Raw genomic sequence first — 17298 nt, 5'->3', positions numbered from 1 at the left:
AGCAGTGCGAAACCATGGTCATGGCCACACTTCCGAACACCCTTACCCAGATCGACACTCCGCTCGCGTTCGGAGCGGCACCGCTTCACAACAATGTGTGAAAACGAGTAGAGATTCGACATGAGACCAGCGCGACAATCCTACGCCTCCATTGCACTTGCCATGAGCCTGCTCATCTCTGCATCCACTACCAGGGCGCAGGACATGACTAACGGGGCGAGTAGCGGATGGAGAAGCCTTTTTAACGGAGAGGATCTGACGGGATGGAAGCAGCTGAACGGCGCACACATCTTCGAGGCCAAGGACGGAGCAATCGTCGGGACGACCGTTCCGGGTGAGCCGAACGGATTCCTGGTCACCGAGGAAGAGTTCGGCGACTTTATCCTGGAATTCGAAGTCAGGTCGGACCTGCTGATGAATAACTCTGGTGTCCAATTTCGGAGCCTCAGCCACGATGGATACCAGGAAGGAAGGGTTCACGGTTACCAGGCGGAAATAGATACCAAGCCGCAAAAGTGGAGCGGCAGTATCTATGACGAAGCGCGGAGGGGATGGCTTGTCACGACGGACATACATCCTGAATCCAAGAGGGCGTTCGTCAACAATCAATGGAATAGCTACCGAATCGAGGCCATCGGCACCACCAACCGGGTCTGGGTGAACGGTATTCCCACGGCCAACCTGGAAGACAATCTGACCACGAGGGGCTTCATCGGCCTGCAATTACACGCCAACCAGCCCAACATCGACCCGGAAGGAGCCAGGCAGATCAGGTGGCGAAACTTCCGGATCAAAACAACGGACCTGCAGCCTTCGCCGTTTGACGACCTGTTCGTGACGAACCTGATCCCCAACAACCTCTCTCCGCAGGAGAAGGAGAACGGCTACCGGCTGCTATGGGATGGTAAGAGCCTGGATGGATGGACGGGGGACACAAACGCCGGCTTCGAGATCGTTGACGGCGCCATCTCCGTCGGCGCTTCAGGCACCCCGGATGCTCCCAGTGACCAGCAGCTCGTCACCAACGCCCCGTCCGTGCCGTTTGAGCTGAAATTTGAGTTCATGTCCGCAACGGATGACGCCGTCTGCGGCCTCGGTTATGCAGAGGCTGGGTCAAATGTGCCTGGGTCAGGCGAGGGTGGCGATGCGCTTACCTTCTGTCACCTGGCATCCAAGAAGGCGATACCGGATCGTTGGAATCGCGCGGTCATACGGATGATGTCCAATGGTCGAACGGAGTACTGGCTCAACGGGGCTCACATCCTGGAGTACCAGCGAAATTCGGATGAGGGCGTCAGGTGGAATATCCTGATCCGTCCCGTGGCGGATGACATGTCCTATCGAAGCATCAAGATCAAGGAGGTCGACTAAGATGCGGCTAGCGAGCGTCGCTCTACTTCTTGCAGGCCTTGCCAGCGCCGGGCTAGGCGACCCGGGCTCTGCGGATTGCACACCACCGGGAGCGGGTGTTCCTGGATCACTGTGCATCCAGCATGATCAGGAGGCCGGCACCATTTCTATCTTTCGTTATGGAGAGGCGCAGGCTATCCTTACCCAGGTCGCTCAGGAGGATGCACGTCCCTACATTCACCCGATAGTGGCTCCGGATGGGCGAGGCGTACTCACGGAGTACAGGCCGGCACATCACAGGCACCAAACGGGCCTGTACTGGGGCCTGAAGTTGGTGAATGGCCGAGACTACTTCATGGCCTGCTGCATCGAGGGCCGGTCTCAGAGTGACTACTACCGCCGCGTTTCGGCCGGCGTGCTCGTGGGCACGGGTGAGCAGGTTAAGTGGCAGACGGTATACGATCTTCTGGACGAGAACGGAAACACCACGCTTACCGAAACACAGACATGGGCCATGCGGGAAGTGCACGGCAGGTACGTTCTCGATCTCGCATGGGTAGGCGAGGCCAAGACCGACATCACATTTGGCAAGTTCTTCGTCGGAGGGCTGTTCCTCCGCATGCCCTGGCACGAGCAGTCTGTAGGCGAGGTGGTTAACGCGGCGGGTCAGCGAAATAACGAGGCCGAGGCTCAGCGTGCGATCTGGACCGATGTGGGCATACGGGTGGAGGGGCGCAACGACCCGGCGCACATAGCCTTCTTCGATCACCCCAAGAATGCCGGCTTCCCCATTTCCTGGCGTGTCGACGGCGAGTTGGGAGTGGGGCCGTCGCTGCAGATCATGGGGGATTGGAAGCTCGCCAGGGGTGAGGCGAAAACCTTCCGGTACCGTCTGTTGGCTTACACCGGCAACCTGGACCACATCGAGCTATCGCGCGCATGGACGGAGTATGCCACGTCGAATTGACCAAAGCAGCCGATTTTCTACGCGTTTAACCTACACGGGCTTCGTACTACCATGAGACATCGCCGCATTCCCGCTGTCGCGCTCCTCGGAGGCACGTTGGCTCTGTCGCTGTTTGTGTACGGGATTGACGCCAACGACCTGATACCCTCGGATAATCGTACGGCGCCACCCGAGCCGGAGTGGGAGGACCGGCTCAATAACTTCCGCGATTGGGCAATTTACCGGGGGGACAAGACGGCCATACAGTACTCCGAGCTCTCGCAAATCAACCTCGGCAATGTCAATAAACTGGAGAAGGCCTGGGAATACAAACACGGCAATCCGGTGGGCCCTGGGATGTACAGCAACCCTATCATAGTGGACGGGTTACTGTATTTTACCACGCCCGAAATCAACGCCATTGCATTGAATGCGGCGACGGGAGAGGAGGTCTGGAAATTTGTGCCTTCGAAGTACATCAACTCGGAGCGAGTATTTCACGGCCGCAACCGTGGCCTGGTCTACTGGGAAGGCGCCAGTGGGGGGAAGAAAAGGATCTTGAACTTCGTGAAGGACAGGGTTTATGCGCTGGACGCCAGGACGGGTGCACTCATAGAGTCGTTCGGGGAAGGGGGGTTTATTGATCTGCGCAAGAATCTTCCCATTGCACCTGAGTTGGCATCCATCGAGGTGACGACCCCCGGCATCGCGTACAAAAACTTCCTCATCGTCGGCTCCCGCGTACCGGAGGAGCACGATTCAACACCAGGCGATGTGCGTGCCTACGACATGGAAACCGGTGAGTTCAAGTGGATCTTCCACACGGTACCCGTAAAGGGCGAGTTCGGGTACGATACGTGGGAATGGGAGGAAGGGGAGATGTACGGCGGCGCCAACCCGTGGGGCGGCCTGACCGTTGATGACAAGAGGGGCTGGGTGTTCTTCGCTACCGGGTCGGCGGCGGGCGATTTTATCTACGGCGGCACGCGGAAAGGGGCTAACCTCTTTGCCAACAGCGTGGTGGCCCTGGACGCCACCACCGGAGAGCGGAAGTGGCACTACCAGACCATCCACCACGACATCTTTGACTACGACAGTCCTCCCGCGCCCATCCTTGCGACGGTGAACTCCGGCGACACGCCCAGAGATATCGTCGTACAGCTGACGAAGCAGGGCTTGACGTTCGTCCTGGACCGGGACACGGGGGAGCCTGTTTTCCCGGTTGTCGAACTCCCCGTGCCGGCCTCGACGGTGCCGGGTGAGGAAGCATGGCCGACCCAGCCGTTTCCTCTCAGGCCGCCGCCTCTGGTTCGGACGCACCTGACGGAATCAGAGCTGAGCAATATTGACCCGGAGACCCATGCGTACGTCCTGAACGAGTTCAGGAAATACGAGACCGGGGGGTTGTACACACCCGCGTCACTGAAAGGCGTCATCACGCTGCCCGGCCACCAGGGAGGTGTGGAGTGGGGAGGCGCTGCCTTCGACCCTCGGACCAACGTGATGTTTGTCAATGCCAACGAAGCGCCCACCATCCATACGCTGAAGCCCTTAACGGACGTGGACGTCGCAAGTAGTTCGCCCGTCGATCGTGGTAGGGCGTTGTACGACCAGAACTGCACGGCATGCCATGGGCTCAACCGAGAGGGCAATCCGCCGGCCCACCCTCCGCTTACGAACCTCGCCATAAGCAACGACTCGATGGTGACCGTTATCCGTCACGGCCGCAACATGATGCCGCCCTTCCCCCAGCTCGCGGATGGGCAGGTAAGCGACCTCACGGCTTTCCTGAAGAGCGCGGTTCAGGAATCGGAGCCGGCCGGAGGGGTAAAGGCGTCCGAACAAACGGCAGCGGTCACAACCAGCGATGGAGGCACAGGCAAGAGCCCGCGTTACGCCAACATCGCTCCCTTCTTCGTAGATCAGAACGGGTATCCGGCGATCGCGCCCCCGTGGGGGACGCTCAGCGCCGTGGACCTGGCGAAAGGCGAGATTCTCTGGAAAGTCCCTCTCGGTGAATACCCCGAACTGGTCGCGAAAGGGATCCGCAACACGGGGTCCAAGAACTTCGGCGGCCCGGTCGTGACGGCCGGCGATGTGATCTTTATAGCGGCCACCGCCGACGAGAAAATCCGCGCCTTCGATAAGCATACCGGCAGGGTCGTTTGGGAGTACCAGTTGCCGGCCGGCGGCTACGCGACGCCGAGTGTGTACATGATCGACGGCAAACAGTTCGTCGTGATCGCGGCCGGCGGCGGAGGGAAACTGGGTACAAAGCACGGCGACTCGATCATAGCGTTCGCGCTGCCCGAGGCCGCGCGGTCGATCAGGTAAGCGGGGTCGGAACCCGATACGTGAAAGATGCCGCTCATTCACCATTCTACCTAAACGGGTAAAGCTCACGATGAGACACCACCTCTGGACCAGCCTCTTATTTGCTCTGTCTGCCCTTTTGATTACACCATTTGCGGAAGCTCAGCAGCTGACGGTGCGCGACCCCGCCACGGATGCGTTTACCCCGATTCCCGAACGACCCTCGTCGTTATTCGTGGATGCCACTTCGACGCACGTGCCCCTTGCGCCGAGCCTGCATTCTTCTCACTCTGTCTTCGTCGACGTCAACAACGACGGGCATCTCGATGTAGCGGTGTCCGTCGAGCACGGGGTGAACCGGCTGTATATGAACGACGGCACGGGAAAGCTGAGCTACCAGCCTGACGCGTTTGGGATCGTCAGTCACGACAACGAACATGTGGGGGCGGCAGACTTCGATGGGGATGGAAACATGGACGTTGTCTTTGTCGCGGAGTCGGACGAGACCCATCAATTGTTTCTGGGTGATGGTAAGGGCGGCTTCGAAGATGCCAGCGATCGATTGCCCGCCACGAGCCAGGGCAATGCGCTTGCGGTCGGCGACGTCAACGGGGACGGCCGGCCGGACATTGTGGTTGGCAGCACCGGCGAGAAGGGCTTCGGACCCGGCATGAAGCTCTACCCTGCCCACAATCTGCTATTTCTCAACAATCCGGATCGTCCGGGTCACTTCATCGACGCCTCCGGAACGCACCTGCCGCAATCCGACGACCAGACCGAGGGATTGGCCCTGGCAGACATGGACCGGGACGGCCATCTCGACCTCGTCATCGCCAGTCCTTCCTATCCCAATCGTTTGCTGATCAATAGCGGGGACGGTCACTTCACCGATGCGTCCGACCGTTTAGATCTGCGCGTGCCCATGGAGACCCGCGAGGTACATGTGTTAGACGTCAACGGGGATGGGAACAACGACATCGTATTCCTCAACATCACCAGCAACAATCAGGCGTGGGACAAGGACCCCCAGACGCGCCTTTTGGTAAATGATGGCGAGGGAAATTTCCGCGATGAAACGGAGCAGCGCCTGCCGGCTCACACCTTCTCGAGTTGGGCCGCGAGCGTTGTCGATTTTAACAACGACGGTGCGCCAGATCTCCTCGTGGGGGCCATCCAGGTCCCCGGCTTCGTCCCTCTCCAACTTCGAGCCTGGCAGAACGATGGCAAAGGGACCTTCACGGACGTCACGCTCGATGTCGTCCCCGGCATCACGGTCGGGCGCAGCTGGAGCATGGGATCGGGCGACCTGGACGGAGACGGCAAGACGGATGTTCTCATTGGCGGCTGGGGAACGCAGGCCAGACTGCTATTGACCGACATAACGCGTTATCGGGCTTCGCTGCCGGCTAGACGCCCCTGAACCTACATCAGTGGGCCTGCTATGCGGCGGACCCGTTGACAAAGGTGCTTAGTTTGCCGAACGCATTGGCTGCAAGATGATGGTGAAATTGAGATCACGGACTGGCTCCTGGAAGGGGTCTTTGCAGGCATCGGACAGCTCGTGCTTCTTACCCTAAGCGCTACGGATGCGGTTACCTGATAACCCTACAAAAAGAAAAATAGAGTAGTGATTCACGTGTTACACGGACGGCTTACGGTCCAATCGAATGCTCACACCCCAACATCCATCACCATGAAACCCCATTTAAGAACTGGTTTAGTGTTAATTGCTGTCACGTTATTGGCATCGTGTACGTCAGAACTCGGTCAATTCGAGGGCCACACAGACATCGGAGATATTGCCATCCCCGGCACCATTTCCTACAGCGAACCGGACTACACGAACAGAAGCACCCGGGCTGGATGATGAGCCGGACTACTCCCCCGATGGCGCGTACATTTACTTCAACTCCGTCCGCACGGACACCATTCATATCTACCGAATGAAAGCCGATGGAAGCGAAGAAGAACAAATGACTCATGACGCCTCAATGACTGGTTTCCCCATCCATCACCGGACGGGAAGTGGATCGTGTTCCTCTCCTACGATCCACACGTCGAAGGGCTTCCGGCAAATCAAGGTGTAATGTTGCTGCTGATGCCCGTGGGTGGTGGTGAGATCCGCGCACTCGCCCAGTTTTTTGGTGGACAGGGAACGATCAACGTCCCTTCCTGGTCGCCCGATAGTCGGGAAGTGACTTTTGTGAGCTACACGCTTTCACACGAACTATAGCCAGACTAAACGGCGATGCACATTGATGCCCGAACACTCGAGGATGGATCGCTCATCGAAGGCGATATCTGTATTGTTGGAGCCGGCGCCGCCGGCATAAGTATGGCGCTCGAATGCGTGGGCACCCCTTACAACGTCATTCTCCTGGAAGGAGGTGGATTTGATTACGACACGGAGATGCAGGATCGATATGCCGGCGAAACTACAGGCCGCGACTATCATCTACTCCAATCGACGCGCATGCACATGTTTGGGGGGACTACAGGCCACTGGGCGGGAATGTGTTCGCCGTATGATGAAGTCGACTTTATCAAGCGAGACTGGGTGCCGCATAGCGGTTGGCCGATCCAGCGAAAGGACCTGGATGTTTTCTACGCTCGGGCGCATAAATGGCTCGAACTCGGGCCGTATGAATATAGCACTGAATACTGGGAAAAGAAGGAGCCGATCAGGCCACAGCTTCCGTTCGACAAGGCGAAAGTCTACACGAAGATGTGGCAACTGAGCCCCCCGACGCGGTTCGGAACCCGGTATCGAGAAGACATCGTCTCGGCAAAAAACATTCATCTGTACACGTATGCGGCCGTCACAAACATCGCCGCCAATGAATCTGTCTCTTCGGTGGATGAACTGGAGATTAAATGCCTCAACGGTAAACAACACCGCGTGAAGGCCCGTGTGTATGCGCTGGCAACGGGAACGATTCAGAATGCTCGCCTCTTGCTGGCGTCGAACAGACAGGCTCGCAACGGACTGGGAAACGACCTGGATCTTGTAGGGAGATTCTTTATGGACCACCCGGAGGTGAGTTCTGCCTTTCTGGCGATTCCCGAGACGCGAAACCTGGATCTGTATATGCAGAATTTGGGATTCGCATCGAGAAACTACAGAGGCGAACTCACGCTGAACCGGGCCACTCAGGAGGAACTGCGTATTCTAAATATCACGGCCGGACTTTATCCCGCAACCAGTACGGAGACGGCGGATATTCGTAGTAACATTCAGCGCCAGTATCCGAATGCAAAAGTGTTTAAGGATCAGTTCGACGACAATCTGGAACGGATAAAAGCCGGGGAAAAAACCCCGACCATTTCAACGGAAAGCACGATTTTTCGCCTGTTCACCCGTATTGAACAGGCGCCAAATCCTGCTTCCAGAATCACATTAGGCCCTGAGCGGGACGAGCTGGGAGTTCCGCGTGTGCAACTGAACTGGCAATTAACCAATCTGGACAAACGCACCATCCGCGACTTCTATCATACCCTCGGCGAGGAAGTTGGCCGGCATGGATTCGGCCGCATTATGATCATGGATTGGGTGGAAGAACCGGACGACGTGTGGCCTCCTTTCCTGGGGACCGGATGGCATCACATGGGCACCACGCGTATGCATGAGGATTCCAAACAGGGCGTTGTTGACGTCAACTGTAAGGTGCATGGTCTGTCGAATCTCTACGTGGCCGGCGCCGCCGCATTCACGACTGCGGGAGCAGCTAACCCCACCCTGACGCTCGTCGCATTGTCGCTCCGATTATCGGATCATCTGAAAGAAACGATGAATTAAGCCATCAGTAAATGCAATGGGTTGTGGCAATCTCTACAGTTTCTAAGCTCGACTTTGCCCAATTCCGAGAAGCACGTTGAGGAGTTGCCCTCGAAACAGTTTACAGATACTGGCGCGGGCGCGCGTCGCGTAGCGACGCCCTCTCATAGCCGGCCCGGAGTTTTCCCCGATGCGGAGGATGTATTTTTTAAATGTCGCACCCAACAAAGGACATTGAAAAATATCAGATTTATTTCGAAAGGCCAATTCTAGAGCGCAATATCTCTATTTCGCATGGACAAAGTCGAGCTAAGCCTCTTCTCAAATCAACGAGCGCGACTGGGATCCATCCACCGTAATACATGCGCCGGTTACCAGGCTGGCGCGATCGCTGACGAGGAACGTCACCACATCCGCCACCTCCTCCGCCGTTCCGAAGCGGCCGATGGGGAGGTTTTGTTCGACGAATTTCGCCATGCCCTCAGGGTCGTCGATGCAGCGTTTGTCCCAGCTGCTGCCCGGGAAGCGGATCGAGCCGGGGGCGACGGTATTTACGCGGATCCCATCGCCGGCCACCTCGATAGCCAGAATCTTGGCCATGCTGATCAGGGCGGACTTGGTGGTGTTGTAGATCGATAGTCCCGGCCCGCCGGCTTCGCGGCCGAAGATGCTGGAGACAAACACCATGGACCCGCCGCCGGCCTGTTTCATCGCCGGCAATACGGCCCGCGCGCACCGGATATGGCCCATCAGGTTGAGATCGATGAGCTGCGACCAGTCCTCGTCCGTCGTATCCACCAGGGGTTTGCGGCGGTTGCCGCCAGCGTTGCCGACCAGGATATCTATCCCCCCGAACCGGCGCTTCGCCGCCTCAACGAGTCGGGCGGCCGCGTCGGGCGAGGTGATATCGGCTGCGACCGGCTCTACGGCCGTACCCGTCTGGCGAGTGATGTCTTCGGCGGCTTCCGTAAGTCGGCCGGGCTCGCGGGCGCAAAGCACGATCCGGCATCCCTCACGCGCCAGCTCCAACGCGATGGCTTTTCCGATCCCACGGCTGGCGCCTGTGACGATCGCTGTTTTTCCGGTAAGACGAAGGTTCATGGCAAAAGGAAAAAGGAAAAAGGAAAAAGGGAAAACCAGATTGGTTGCCCGATAGATCGCTGGTTCGGAGGAGCTCCTATTTGTATTCGGTGGAGGGGTACTCGTACGCATCGAAGCGGCACACGTTCTGTGCGACTCGCGAGTAGGGTGAGCAAGAACCCATCGCGGCCGGCGGGGTATGTAGCCCTGCCCTCGCCATTAACCCGATCCGACCCGATGTCCAGCGACGAAGCTCAGGCCCATGATTCGCTCAGCTTCGAAGAAGCGTTGCAGCGGCTCGAACAGATCATTGAAACACTCGAAAACGACCCTCCAGGGATCGAGGAGGCCGTCCGAACCTATGAAGAGGGTATTGCACTGGTCCGCCACTGCCAGGAACGGCTCGAAAAGGCCGAACTGCGGGTGCAGGAGCTTCGGCTGGAATAACACGTTTGTCGGCATCACGCTCCTGGCGGTCTGGTTATCCGGCCAGGCCGAGGCCCAGACGCCGCCCTATGCCCGACCCCTTGCCGCCGCCGAAGCCGCTTACGCCCGGTATGAGCCTCGAGCCGCGCTGAGTTCTTACGAAGAGGCCAGCCGGCTCGCCGGCGCTGCGGTATTCGCCATCGATCTGGGCATGGCGCGGACGCACTACGACATCGGGCTCGACCTGCTCGCGGAGCCCGGGCCCAGATCCGGGACCGAATCCTCCGAAACCCATTTCCGCCTCGCCGTGGCCAGCGCCGAACGATTGCTGGCCGCCTATCCTGAAAGCGCGGTGGCCCATTTTATGATGGCCGCCACACTGGGCAACCTGGCCCAGTTCAGGGGTGGCAAGGAACGGATCATGCTGGCGCGGAAGGTCGAGCACCACAGTCGCGCCGCCATCGCCATCGACTCGCTGCTGGCCTATCCCTACATATCACTTGGGATCCTGTACCGTGAGCTGGCCGGACTGACGTGGGTCGAGCAAACCTGGGCGCGGCTATTTTACGGCGAAGTACCCCCGGCTTCACGCGATGAGGCGATCGAACTGCTCCGTCGGGCCGCCGCACTGGACCCCCTGAATCCCTTCGTGCATCACGAGCTGGCGCAGACCTATCTCGATGCCGGCGACACCGAATCCGGCACGGCCCACCTCCGCCAGCTGCTGGTCTTACGGCCACAAACCACGCAGGACATCCGCAATCAAACGAACGCGAGGCTGTGGCTGCGGGACCGATAGAACCTCGCTACCCCCCCAGATTAAACGTGAGCCCCTCGTACGCGGCCGTACACTCGATGCCGTGGGGTTGCAGGCGGGCGCGGGCGCGGTCTTGGAGCGTGTCGATCGCGTCGTCGGTGCGCTCGGGGTCGTGGTGAAAGAGGACGAGGTGGCGGACGCCGGCGTCGATCGCAAGCTGGCAGGTCTGGTCGAGCTGGCTGTGGCCCCACCCCCACTTCGCCGGCAGGTCATCGCTCGTGTACATGGCGTCGTGTGAAAGGACATCCGCGCCGCGGCAGAAACGGACAAATTCGGCGTACGGGACCGTATGCTCGGAGTCCGGCGGGTTCAGTTCGTTGTCCGGTATATGGACAAACACTCGCCCCCGGTGCGCCACTCGGTACCCGTACGCGCCACCGGGGTGATTGGCCGGCACCGCCGAGACGTCGAGCCCGCGCGCGCAGAGATAATCGGGGCCGAATTCCGAAACCGCCACATAATCCGCCACGATCGACGAAGGCCGCATGGGGTAGTGGACGCCATCCAGCATGGCCAGTGGGGACCACGCTTGCCGGTCTTGCCGGTAGTCGATGAGATGGACGCGGTGGCCGGGGTGGTAAAGGGGCGTAAAAAACGGGAATCCTTCGATGTGATCGTTGTGCAGGTGGGTCAGCAGCAGGTAAATAGGCTGCGTGGCGCCGAGCAACGCCTTGCCCAGCTGACGGGCACCCGTGCCGGCATCGATCACTACGATGCCCGTGTCGACAGAAACGCTCACGCACGACGTATTGCCGCCGTACCGGAGCATGTGGGGATGCGGCGTGGGGAATGAACCTCGGACCCCCCAGAATTTGACCGTCATACCGTCATCGGGTTTGTCCTTTCGTACAACGTCATCATGCTACGCCCCCGTTCCCTCCTTACGGCACCAACGATCCACCCCGTGCGGGCGGAAACAAGACAACCCATAGGTAGACCAGGTTAAACAGGAGCACACCCGAAATGAGCCCGAACATGAAAACGGTGTACGAAACGCGCAAGAGTTCGTACTTCTTGATCAGTACAAGACCCAGGCCATAAATATCCTTGATCATCTGCTCGCGCAAGGTATCGGAATTCTGCAGCAGTTCTTTCATACCCACGATGTATTCTCGCTCCCTCAGGCTGACAAAATTGCCAAAAAAGAGGATATTCGCGGTATTATTTCGCACTTCCTCCAGCGTGATTACGTTTTTATGCACGCGGGGCCGGGCCGACAGCACGGCGTACACGATCGACACGAGGCAGCTCAGCAGCAGCACGGTCGTCGGCAGAATCAGCCATGGGTTGGCGTCGATTTTAGGGGAGATCGACGCCAGGATGATAGAGATGATGATGCCGTTGATGCTGATCATGATGTTCGCCTTCGTGTCGGCCAGCGAACTCAGATCCATATTTGTCCGATAGGACGTGCGGAACAGCGTCTCGATGCCCCGAGCGGAACCGGACGCCGGCACCTCCTTCACCTGTTCCGGCTTCTTGCCCTTCTTTTTTTTCTTCTTTTTGGCCCGTTTGAGATCGCCGGCTCCCGCCTCGTCCCTCCAGGCGTCGCCGTCGTCGTCCACTACCCCGGACATTTCCAGCACGTCGTTTTCGTCGTGGCCGGCCGGCGCCAGAAAGGCGCCTCGCTCGTCGGGTGAATCCAAAGCGGCTGTCTTGCGTTTTTTCTCGTGCATAGGTCGTTGGCCGGCCCCGACGTCGCGACCGTCGTCGGGTCGTCCCCGGTTGGTGCGCGCCCAGCGCGATCCGGCGGTCATCGCTCCGGACATCGCGAAGGGTCCTCTATGATGTACGTTGTGTAATGTACTACCTTCCTCTCGTGCGTCCAACCGGCGCGGTGCGTCGTTCTCGGGCTCCAGGCTGCGGAAAAACATGCCCCGGATCTCCACCCAATCCGACCCGTACTCCCATGTGTAACGCTTTTATGGCCCCCGCCATCGCTGTCATCGCGCTGGCGATGGCGTCCGGCTGCGAACATCCCCGGGCGCAGCCGGCAGCCGAACCCGAGGCGCCGCCGGCAGCCGCGTACGACCTGGAGCGCCCCGACGCCGTGTTCGAACTTCCCCGGTCGCTCACCGAAATCTCAGGCCTGACCGTCCTGGAAGAAGGACGTCTCGGCGCCATCCAGGACGAAAAGGGGCACCTGTATATCCTCGATGTCGAAACAGGGGGGATTGTTCGCGAAACGCGCTTTGGAAAAGACGGCGATTACGAAGATCTCGAGCTGACGCCCGAAGGGCTGTTTATCCTGGAGAGTAATGGCACGCTCCATCACATCGCCGACTGGCGCAGTGAGACGCTCGACGCCACGCCCATCAAAACCGGCCTCTCCGCCCGACATGACACCGAAGGACTCGCCTACGACGCCGCGCATAACCGTCTGCTCATCGCCTGCAAGGAGTTCGCCGGCCAAGGGCTGAAGAACAAACGGGCGATCTACGCTTACGACCTGGCGACGGGCGCTCTATCTCCAAAACCTGTCTATCTGGTCGATCTCGAGGCCATCGCTCACCTCGACAGCCATCCGCTCAACCGGGTGATCCGTCTCGCGCTAGGCCCATTGCTCGACGCGAGCGCCTTCAAGCCGGCCGCTCTCGCTATTCACCCCGCCAACCGACAGATGTATCTCATCTCATCCGTGTTAAAAAGCGTGGTTGTCCTGAACCCACAGGGCGACCTCATGGCCGCGGTGCCTATCCCCGATAACCTGTTCCGACAACCGGAAGGCATGGCGTTCACCGGCAACGGCGATCTGTATATCGCCAACGAAGGGGGCGAAGGACGCGCTACGTTGCTTCGCTTCATGTCGCGCTAGGCGGCTCCGTACCCACACACCCGTTGCTCCCGTTATGTCTACCGTCATCCACGCCGGCATCGGACTGCTACTGCTGCTGGTTTCCAGCTGCTCGGCCTCCCGTCCCTTCGTCGCTTCGACGTACGAAGGGTGGGAGACCCTCTTGCCTCCCCCCGACACGCAGCTCGCCTATCGCGTGTTTCTCATCGGCGATGCCGGCAGCCCGGCGCGGGAAGGGTACAAGGACCCTCTGCCACTCCTGCTTTCCCGGATGGAAGCCGCCGGCGAACACAGCGCCGTCGTTTTTTTAGGAGATACTATTTATTGCTGTGGCCTGCCCGATTCCTCCGACCCCGGCCGTGCGACGGCCGAGGCGCGGCTTCGCCGGCAGCTCGATGCCGTCCGCGCCCACCCAGGTCGTGTGGTCTTTATCCCGGGCAATCACGACTGGAACAACTCCGCCCCCGGGGGCCTCGCCACCCTGCGGCGCCAGGAAGCCTATGTCGAGGCCTACCTGGACCGCGGCAATGTCTTTCTGCCAGACGACGGCTTCCCGGGGCCGGCGGTGGTCGAACTCACGCCGGAGATCACCCTCGTCGCCCTCGATACCGAGTGGTGGCTGACGGAAGAGGGACGGCCGACCGGTGACGCCGGCGACTATGATGTCGAGGAGGAGGGCGACGTGCTCCTCCAGCTCAGCGAGACGGTGGCCGAGCATAACGACCGGCACGTACTGGTCGTCGGCCATCATCCGCTGTATTCGAATGGCTCCCACGCCGGCCGGTTTCCGCTCAAAACCCACCTTTTTCCGCTCACCGCCCTCTGGAAAAATGCCTATCTCCCCCTCCCGCTCGTCGGCTCGCTCTACCCGCTCTTCATCCGCGTTTTCGGCAGCCGGCAGGACCTTGCGCATCCCGCCTACCGGGCGCTCCGCACGGGGCTTGAACGGTCGTTCGGCGAACATGAATCGGTCATTTATGCCTCCGGACATGAACACAGCCTCCAGTACTTCAAGGGGATGTTGCATGACTTCATCGTGAGCGGCGGCGGGGCGAGGCCTGAATTCGTGGCTCGCGGTGGCCAGGCCGGCTTTGCACACTCGAACACCGGGTTCGTCACCCTGCACTACTACTCCGACGGCTCGGTCTGGATGGAATTCCTCGAACCGGATGCACCCGACGACAGCGTCGTGTTTCGAACCGAGATTCAGGGACCGACGCGCGAAGCGGTGGACCCCGGCGTGCCGTCGGCTGAAGCCACATCCTATCCCGACTACACGGACAGCACGCAAACCCTCGCCGCCAACCCTAACTACAAAAAGGGCCCTCTGCACGAACTCCTCCTCGGCCGTCACAACCGGGATGTCTGGGCGCTGCCCGTCACCGTGCCCTACCTGGACCTCGGCCGAGAAGCCGGCGGCCTCACTCCCATGAAGCGCGGCGGTGGGATGCAGACGTTTTCCCTGCGCCTCCTGGGCGCCGACGGACGGGAATACAGCCTGCGGTCGATCGACAAAGATCCGTCCGTATCGCTCCCGCCGGCGCTTCGAGAGACCGTGGCCCGAGACATCGTACAGGACCAGATCGCCTCGATCCATCCCTACGGCGCCTTCGCCATCCCCCCACTCGCCCGGGCCGCCGGCGTCTACCACTCCGAACCCCGCCTCGTCTTCGTCCCGGACGACCCGCGCCTGGGCGTCTTCCGGGAGACCTTTGGCAACCAGCTCATGATGTTCGAGCTGCGACCGGACGAAGACATGTCCGACTACCCGAATGTCGGCTCCTCCGAAGACGTCGTGAGCGTCGAGAAGATGTATGAGGAGATCGAAGAAGACAACGACAACCGGATCGATGTCGAGGCGTTCGTCCGCGCCCGGCTGTTCGATATGTTGCTCAGCGACTGGGACCGGCACAAAAACCAGTGGCTCTGGGCCGAGTTCGACGATTCGGACGGCCAGGGCAAGCTCTACCGGCCCGTCCCCAAAGACCGCGACTGGGCATTCAACCGGTTCGATGGCGTGCTCCCGACTCTCGTTCGGATCGGTTTCGACCCCAAATTCCAGCCGTTCGAGGACGACTTTGGCAACCTGAAGGGGCTAACGCTGAATGGTCTGCCGCAGGATCGCCGGCTCGCCGGCCCGGCCGATCGGTCCGTATGGATCGAACAGGCGGCGGTCATCCAGACCGCCCTCACCGACGCGGTCATCGAGGCCGGTATCGCCGCTCTTCCGCAGGCCGTGATCGACTTCCACGGCCCAGCGCTTGTCGAGACCCTCAAAAAACGGCGAGACCGTCTGCCGGCCGCCGCCGAGGCGTTCTACCGGATCGCTTCCCGCCGGGTCGATCTCTTCGGTTCGCTCAAACACGAGCAATTCGAGGTCAACCGAATCGACAACGAGACCACCGAGATCGTCGTCTACAAAATCACTCAGGAGGGCGAGCAACGCTCGGAGATGTACCGCCGGACGTTCCACCGGAGCGAGACCAGCGAGGTGGTGCTGTACGGACTCGACGGCGACGACCGGTTCATGTTCGCCGGCGAGGTGGGGACGAGCATCGCCATACGGGTGGTGGGCGGTGAAGGGGACGATACGTTTGTGGACCGCTCGCTCGTGCATATGGGTGGCGACAAGGCCATCTTCTACGACACGCGGACCAATGCGCCCGTCGCCACGGCCGGCCCGAGCTCACGCATCGTCCGCTCGGACGACCCCGCCGTAAACGCCTATAACCCGCTGGGCTTTCAATACAACGCGAAACTGCCGCAAGTGTATTTCGGCTACAACGACGATGACGGGCTCTATGTCGGCGGCGGGATGATGCTTCAGCTCCATGGCTTCCGGAAAACGCCGTACGCCGCCAACCATCGGTTCGTGGCGAACGCCGCCGCACGCACAGGCGCCTACAACGTGGTGTATGAGGGTCACTTCGTCGACATCATCAACAGCGTCGACATCGCGCTCGAGGCCACCGTCCGCTCGCCGCGCAACATCCGCAACTTCTTCGGCCTCGGGAACGCCACACCGAGGATCCAGCCGGATGACCGGTTTTATCAGGCCCGCTTCGAGCAGGCCACGCTCGCGCCGGCATTCGTTTTTGGCAATCCCGGCGCCCGGGTGTCGGTGGGTGGTCACCTGCGTTACACAGAAATCGAGGACTCCTCCGGCGATTTCTTCACGCAATTCGGGCTGGATAGCGATGAAAACCAGGATCAGGTACATGTCGGCGTTGATGCCGTGCTGGATATCGAACAAACGGATCGCGCCATCAACCCCCGGCAGGGCCTACGCTGGGTGACAGACGCCCGGGTGAGCGCCGGCGTCCTGCGCGACGAAAAGCCCTTTACCCGGCTCTCAACCGCTCTTACGATCTATTACTCCCCCTCCCTATCCCCCCAGGTCACCCTGGCTACTCGAGTCGGAGCCGCACACACCATCGGCGACTTCCCGTTTTACGAGGCGAATACGATCGGCGGAAGCGGCACCGTGCGCGGCTGGCGGAGCCATCGGTTTGCCGGCCGCACCAGCGCCTACGCCAATACCGAACTCCGCGTCAAGCTGCTGGATTTCTCCACCTACGTTGCGATGGGTAGCCTCGGGGCGCTCGGCTTCTTCGACGTGGGGCGGGTGTGGACCGAGGTGGATGCGCACGTGGGCAGGCTTTGGCATCCCGGATACGGCGGCGGGCTCTGGGTGGATATGTTCGATGCGGTCGTGCTTTCGAGTACGTACGGCGTGTCCCCGGAACAGGGCGTATTCACCCTTTCGTTCGGCTTTTTGTATTGATCGCCTGTCACTA

General features: G+C 60.2%; 13 protein-coding genes. 9 read left to right on the top strand and 4 right to left on the bottom strand.

Annotated elements, in window-relative coordinates; all coding sequences use genetic code 11:
* Positions 1–162: 162 nt before the first annotated feature.
* Positions 163–1371 carry a family 16 glycoside hydrolase gene (locus SH809_21010; protein ID MDZ4702204.1) on the top strand — a complete coding sequence of 403 codons (1209 nt, stop codon included), beginning with the start codon at positions 163–165 and terminating at the stop codon, positions 1369–1371.
* Positions 1372–1477: 106 nt separating this feature from the next.
* On the opposite strand, the gene SH809_21005 is transcribed toward SH809_21010, so the two are convergent.
* Entirely contained in the window at positions 1478–1645 is a 168-nt protein-coding gene (locus tag SH809_21005) for a hypothetical protein (GenBank protein ID MDZ4702203.1), read from the bottom strand.
* Here SH809_21005 and SH809_21000 point away from each other — a divergent pair.
* From SH809_21000 to SH809_20985, 4 genes are all read left to right on the top strand, one after another.
* The gene (locus SH809_21000; GenBank protein MDZ4702202.1) at positions 1598–2317 is read left to right on the top strand and encodes a DUF6807 family protein; all 720 of its coding nucleotides are present in this window, start codon (positions 1598–1600) and stop codon (positions 2315–2317) included. The genes SH809_21005 and SH809_21000 overlap by 48 nt on opposite strands.
* 51 nt (positions 2318–2368) lie before the next feature.
* On the top strand, positions 2369–4630 hold the full coding sequence (locus tag SH809_20995) for a PQQ-binding-like beta-propeller repeat protein (GenBank protein MDZ4702201.1): 2262 nt from the start codon (positions 2369–2371) through the stop codon (positions 4628–4630).
* Positions 4631–4748: 118 nt separating this feature from the next.
* Positions 4749–6029, top strand: coding sequence for a VCBS repeat-containing protein (locus SH809_20990; GenBank protein MDZ4702200.1), 1281 nt, complete (start codon positions 4749–4751; stop codon positions 6027–6029).
* An 828-nt stretch (positions 6030–6857) separates the two neighbouring features.
* The gene (locus SH809_20985) at positions 6858–8405 is read left to right on the top strand and encodes an FAD-dependent oxidoreductase (protein ID MDZ4702199.1); all 1548 of its coding nucleotides are present in this window, start codon (positions 6858–6860) and stop codon (positions 8403–8405) included.
* 300 nt (positions 8406–8705) lie between these two features.
* Here the strand turns inward: SH809_20985 and SH809_20980 are convergent, their stop codons facing one another.
* Positions 8706–9485, bottom strand: a complete 780-nt coding sequence (locus tag SH809_20980) for an SDR family oxidoreductase (protein ID MDZ4702198.1) — start codon at positions 9483–9485, stop codon at positions 8706–8708.
* A gap of 216 nt (positions 9486–9701) precedes the next feature.
* Here SH809_20980 and xseB point away from each other — a divergent pair, with 216 nt between their 5' ends.
* Together xseB and SH809_20970 are read left to right on the top strand one after the other, a co-directional pair.
* Positions 9702–9911 carry an exodeoxyribonuclease VII small subunit gene (xseB, locus tag SH809_20975; protein MDZ4702197.1) on the top strand — a complete coding sequence of 70 codons (210 nt, stop codon included), beginning with the start codon at positions 9702–9704 and terminating at the stop codon, positions 9909–9911.
* Entirely contained in the window at positions 9826–10689 is an 864-nt protein-coding gene (locus SH809_20970; protein MDZ4702196.1) for a tetratricopeptide repeat protein, read from the top strand. The genes xseB and SH809_20970 overlap by 86 nt, the downstream gene beginning before the upstream one ends.
* Positions 10690–10696: 7 nt before the next feature.
* Here the strand turns inward: SH809_20970 and SH809_20965 are convergent, their stop codons facing one another.
* Together SH809_20965 and SH809_20960 are read right to left on the bottom strand one after the other, a co-directional pair.
* Entirely contained in the window at positions 10697–11530 is an 834-nt protein-coding gene (locus SH809_20965; protein ID MDZ4702195.1) for an MBL fold metallo-hydrolase, read from the bottom strand.
* Between the two features lie 58 nt (positions 11531–11588).
* Positions 11589–12383, bottom strand: coding sequence for a DUF5706 domain-containing protein (locus SH809_20960; GenBank protein ID MDZ4702194.1), 795 nt, complete (start codon positions 12381–12383; stop codon positions 11589–11591).
* 233 nt (positions 12384–12616) lie between these two features.
* Here SH809_20960 and SH809_20955 point away from each other — a divergent pair, with 233 nt between their 5' ends.
* Positions 12617–13522 carry an SdiA-regulated domain-containing protein gene (locus SH809_20955; GenBank protein MDZ4702193.1) on the top strand — a complete coding sequence of 302 codons (906 nt, stop codon included), beginning with the start codon at positions 12617–12619 and terminating at the stop codon, positions 13520–13522.
* Between the two features lie 34 nt (positions 13523–13556).
* Complete coding sequence (locus SH809_20950; GenBank protein ID MDZ4702192.1) at positions 13557–17285, top strand: BamA/TamA family outer membrane protein; 3729 nt, start codon at positions 13557–13559, stop codon at positions 17283–17285.
* Positions 17286–17298: the final 13 nt, after the last annotated feature.

The organism is Rhodothermales bacterium, from assembly GCA_034439735.1.
Lineage (GTDB): Bacteria > Bacteroidota > Rhodothermia > Rhodothermales > JAHQVL01 > JAWKNW01.
Note: the sequence above shows the minus strand (reverse complement) of the source record. Positions and strands in the feature narration are given on the sequence as shown.

Bases quoted from the DNA above. Each gene is read 5' to 3' on its own strand.
- SH809_21010 (MDZ4702204.1), top strand. From the start codon at position 163: ATGAGCCTGCTCATCTCTGCATCCACTACCAGGGCGCAGGACATGACT.
- SH809_21005 (MDZ4702203.1), bottom strand. From the start codon at position 1,645: ATGTGCCGGCCTGTACTCCGTGAGTACGCCTCGCCCATCCGGAGCCAC.
- SH809_20995 (MDZ4702201.1), top strand. From the start codon at position 2,369: ATGAGACATCGCCGCATTCCCGCTGTCGCGCTCCTCGGAGGCACGTTG.
- SH809_20985 (MDZ4702199.1), top strand. From the start codon at position 6,858: ATGCACATTGATGCCCGAACACTCGAGGATGGATCGCTCATCGAAGGC.
- SH809_20980 (MDZ4702198.1), bottom strand. From the start codon at position 9,485: ATGAACCTTCGTCTTACCGGAAAAACAGCGATCGTCACAGGCGCCAGC.
- xseB (MDZ4702197.1), top strand. From the start codon at position 9,702: ATGTCCAGCGACGAAGCTCAGGCCCATGATTCGCTCAGCTTCGAAGAA.
- SH809_20970 (MDZ4702196.1), top strand. From the start codon at position 9,826: ATGAAGAGGGTATTGCACTGGTCCGCCACTGCCAGGAACGGCTCGAAA.
- SH809_20965 (MDZ4702195.1), bottom strand. From the start codon at position 11,530: ATGACGGTCAAATTCTGGGGGGTCCGAGGTTCATTCCCCACGCCGCAT.
- SH809_20960 (MDZ4702194.1), bottom strand. From the start codon at position 12,383: ATGCACGAGAAAAAACGCAAGACAGCCGCTTTGGATTCACCCGACGAG.
- SH809_20955 (MDZ4702193.1), top strand. From the start codon at position 12,617: ATGTGTAACGCTTTTATGGCCCCCGCCATCGCTGTCATCGCGCTGGCG.
- SH809_20950 (MDZ4702192.1), top strand. From the start codon at position 13,557: ATGTCTACCGTCATCCACGCCGGCATCGGACTGCTACTGCTGCTGGTT.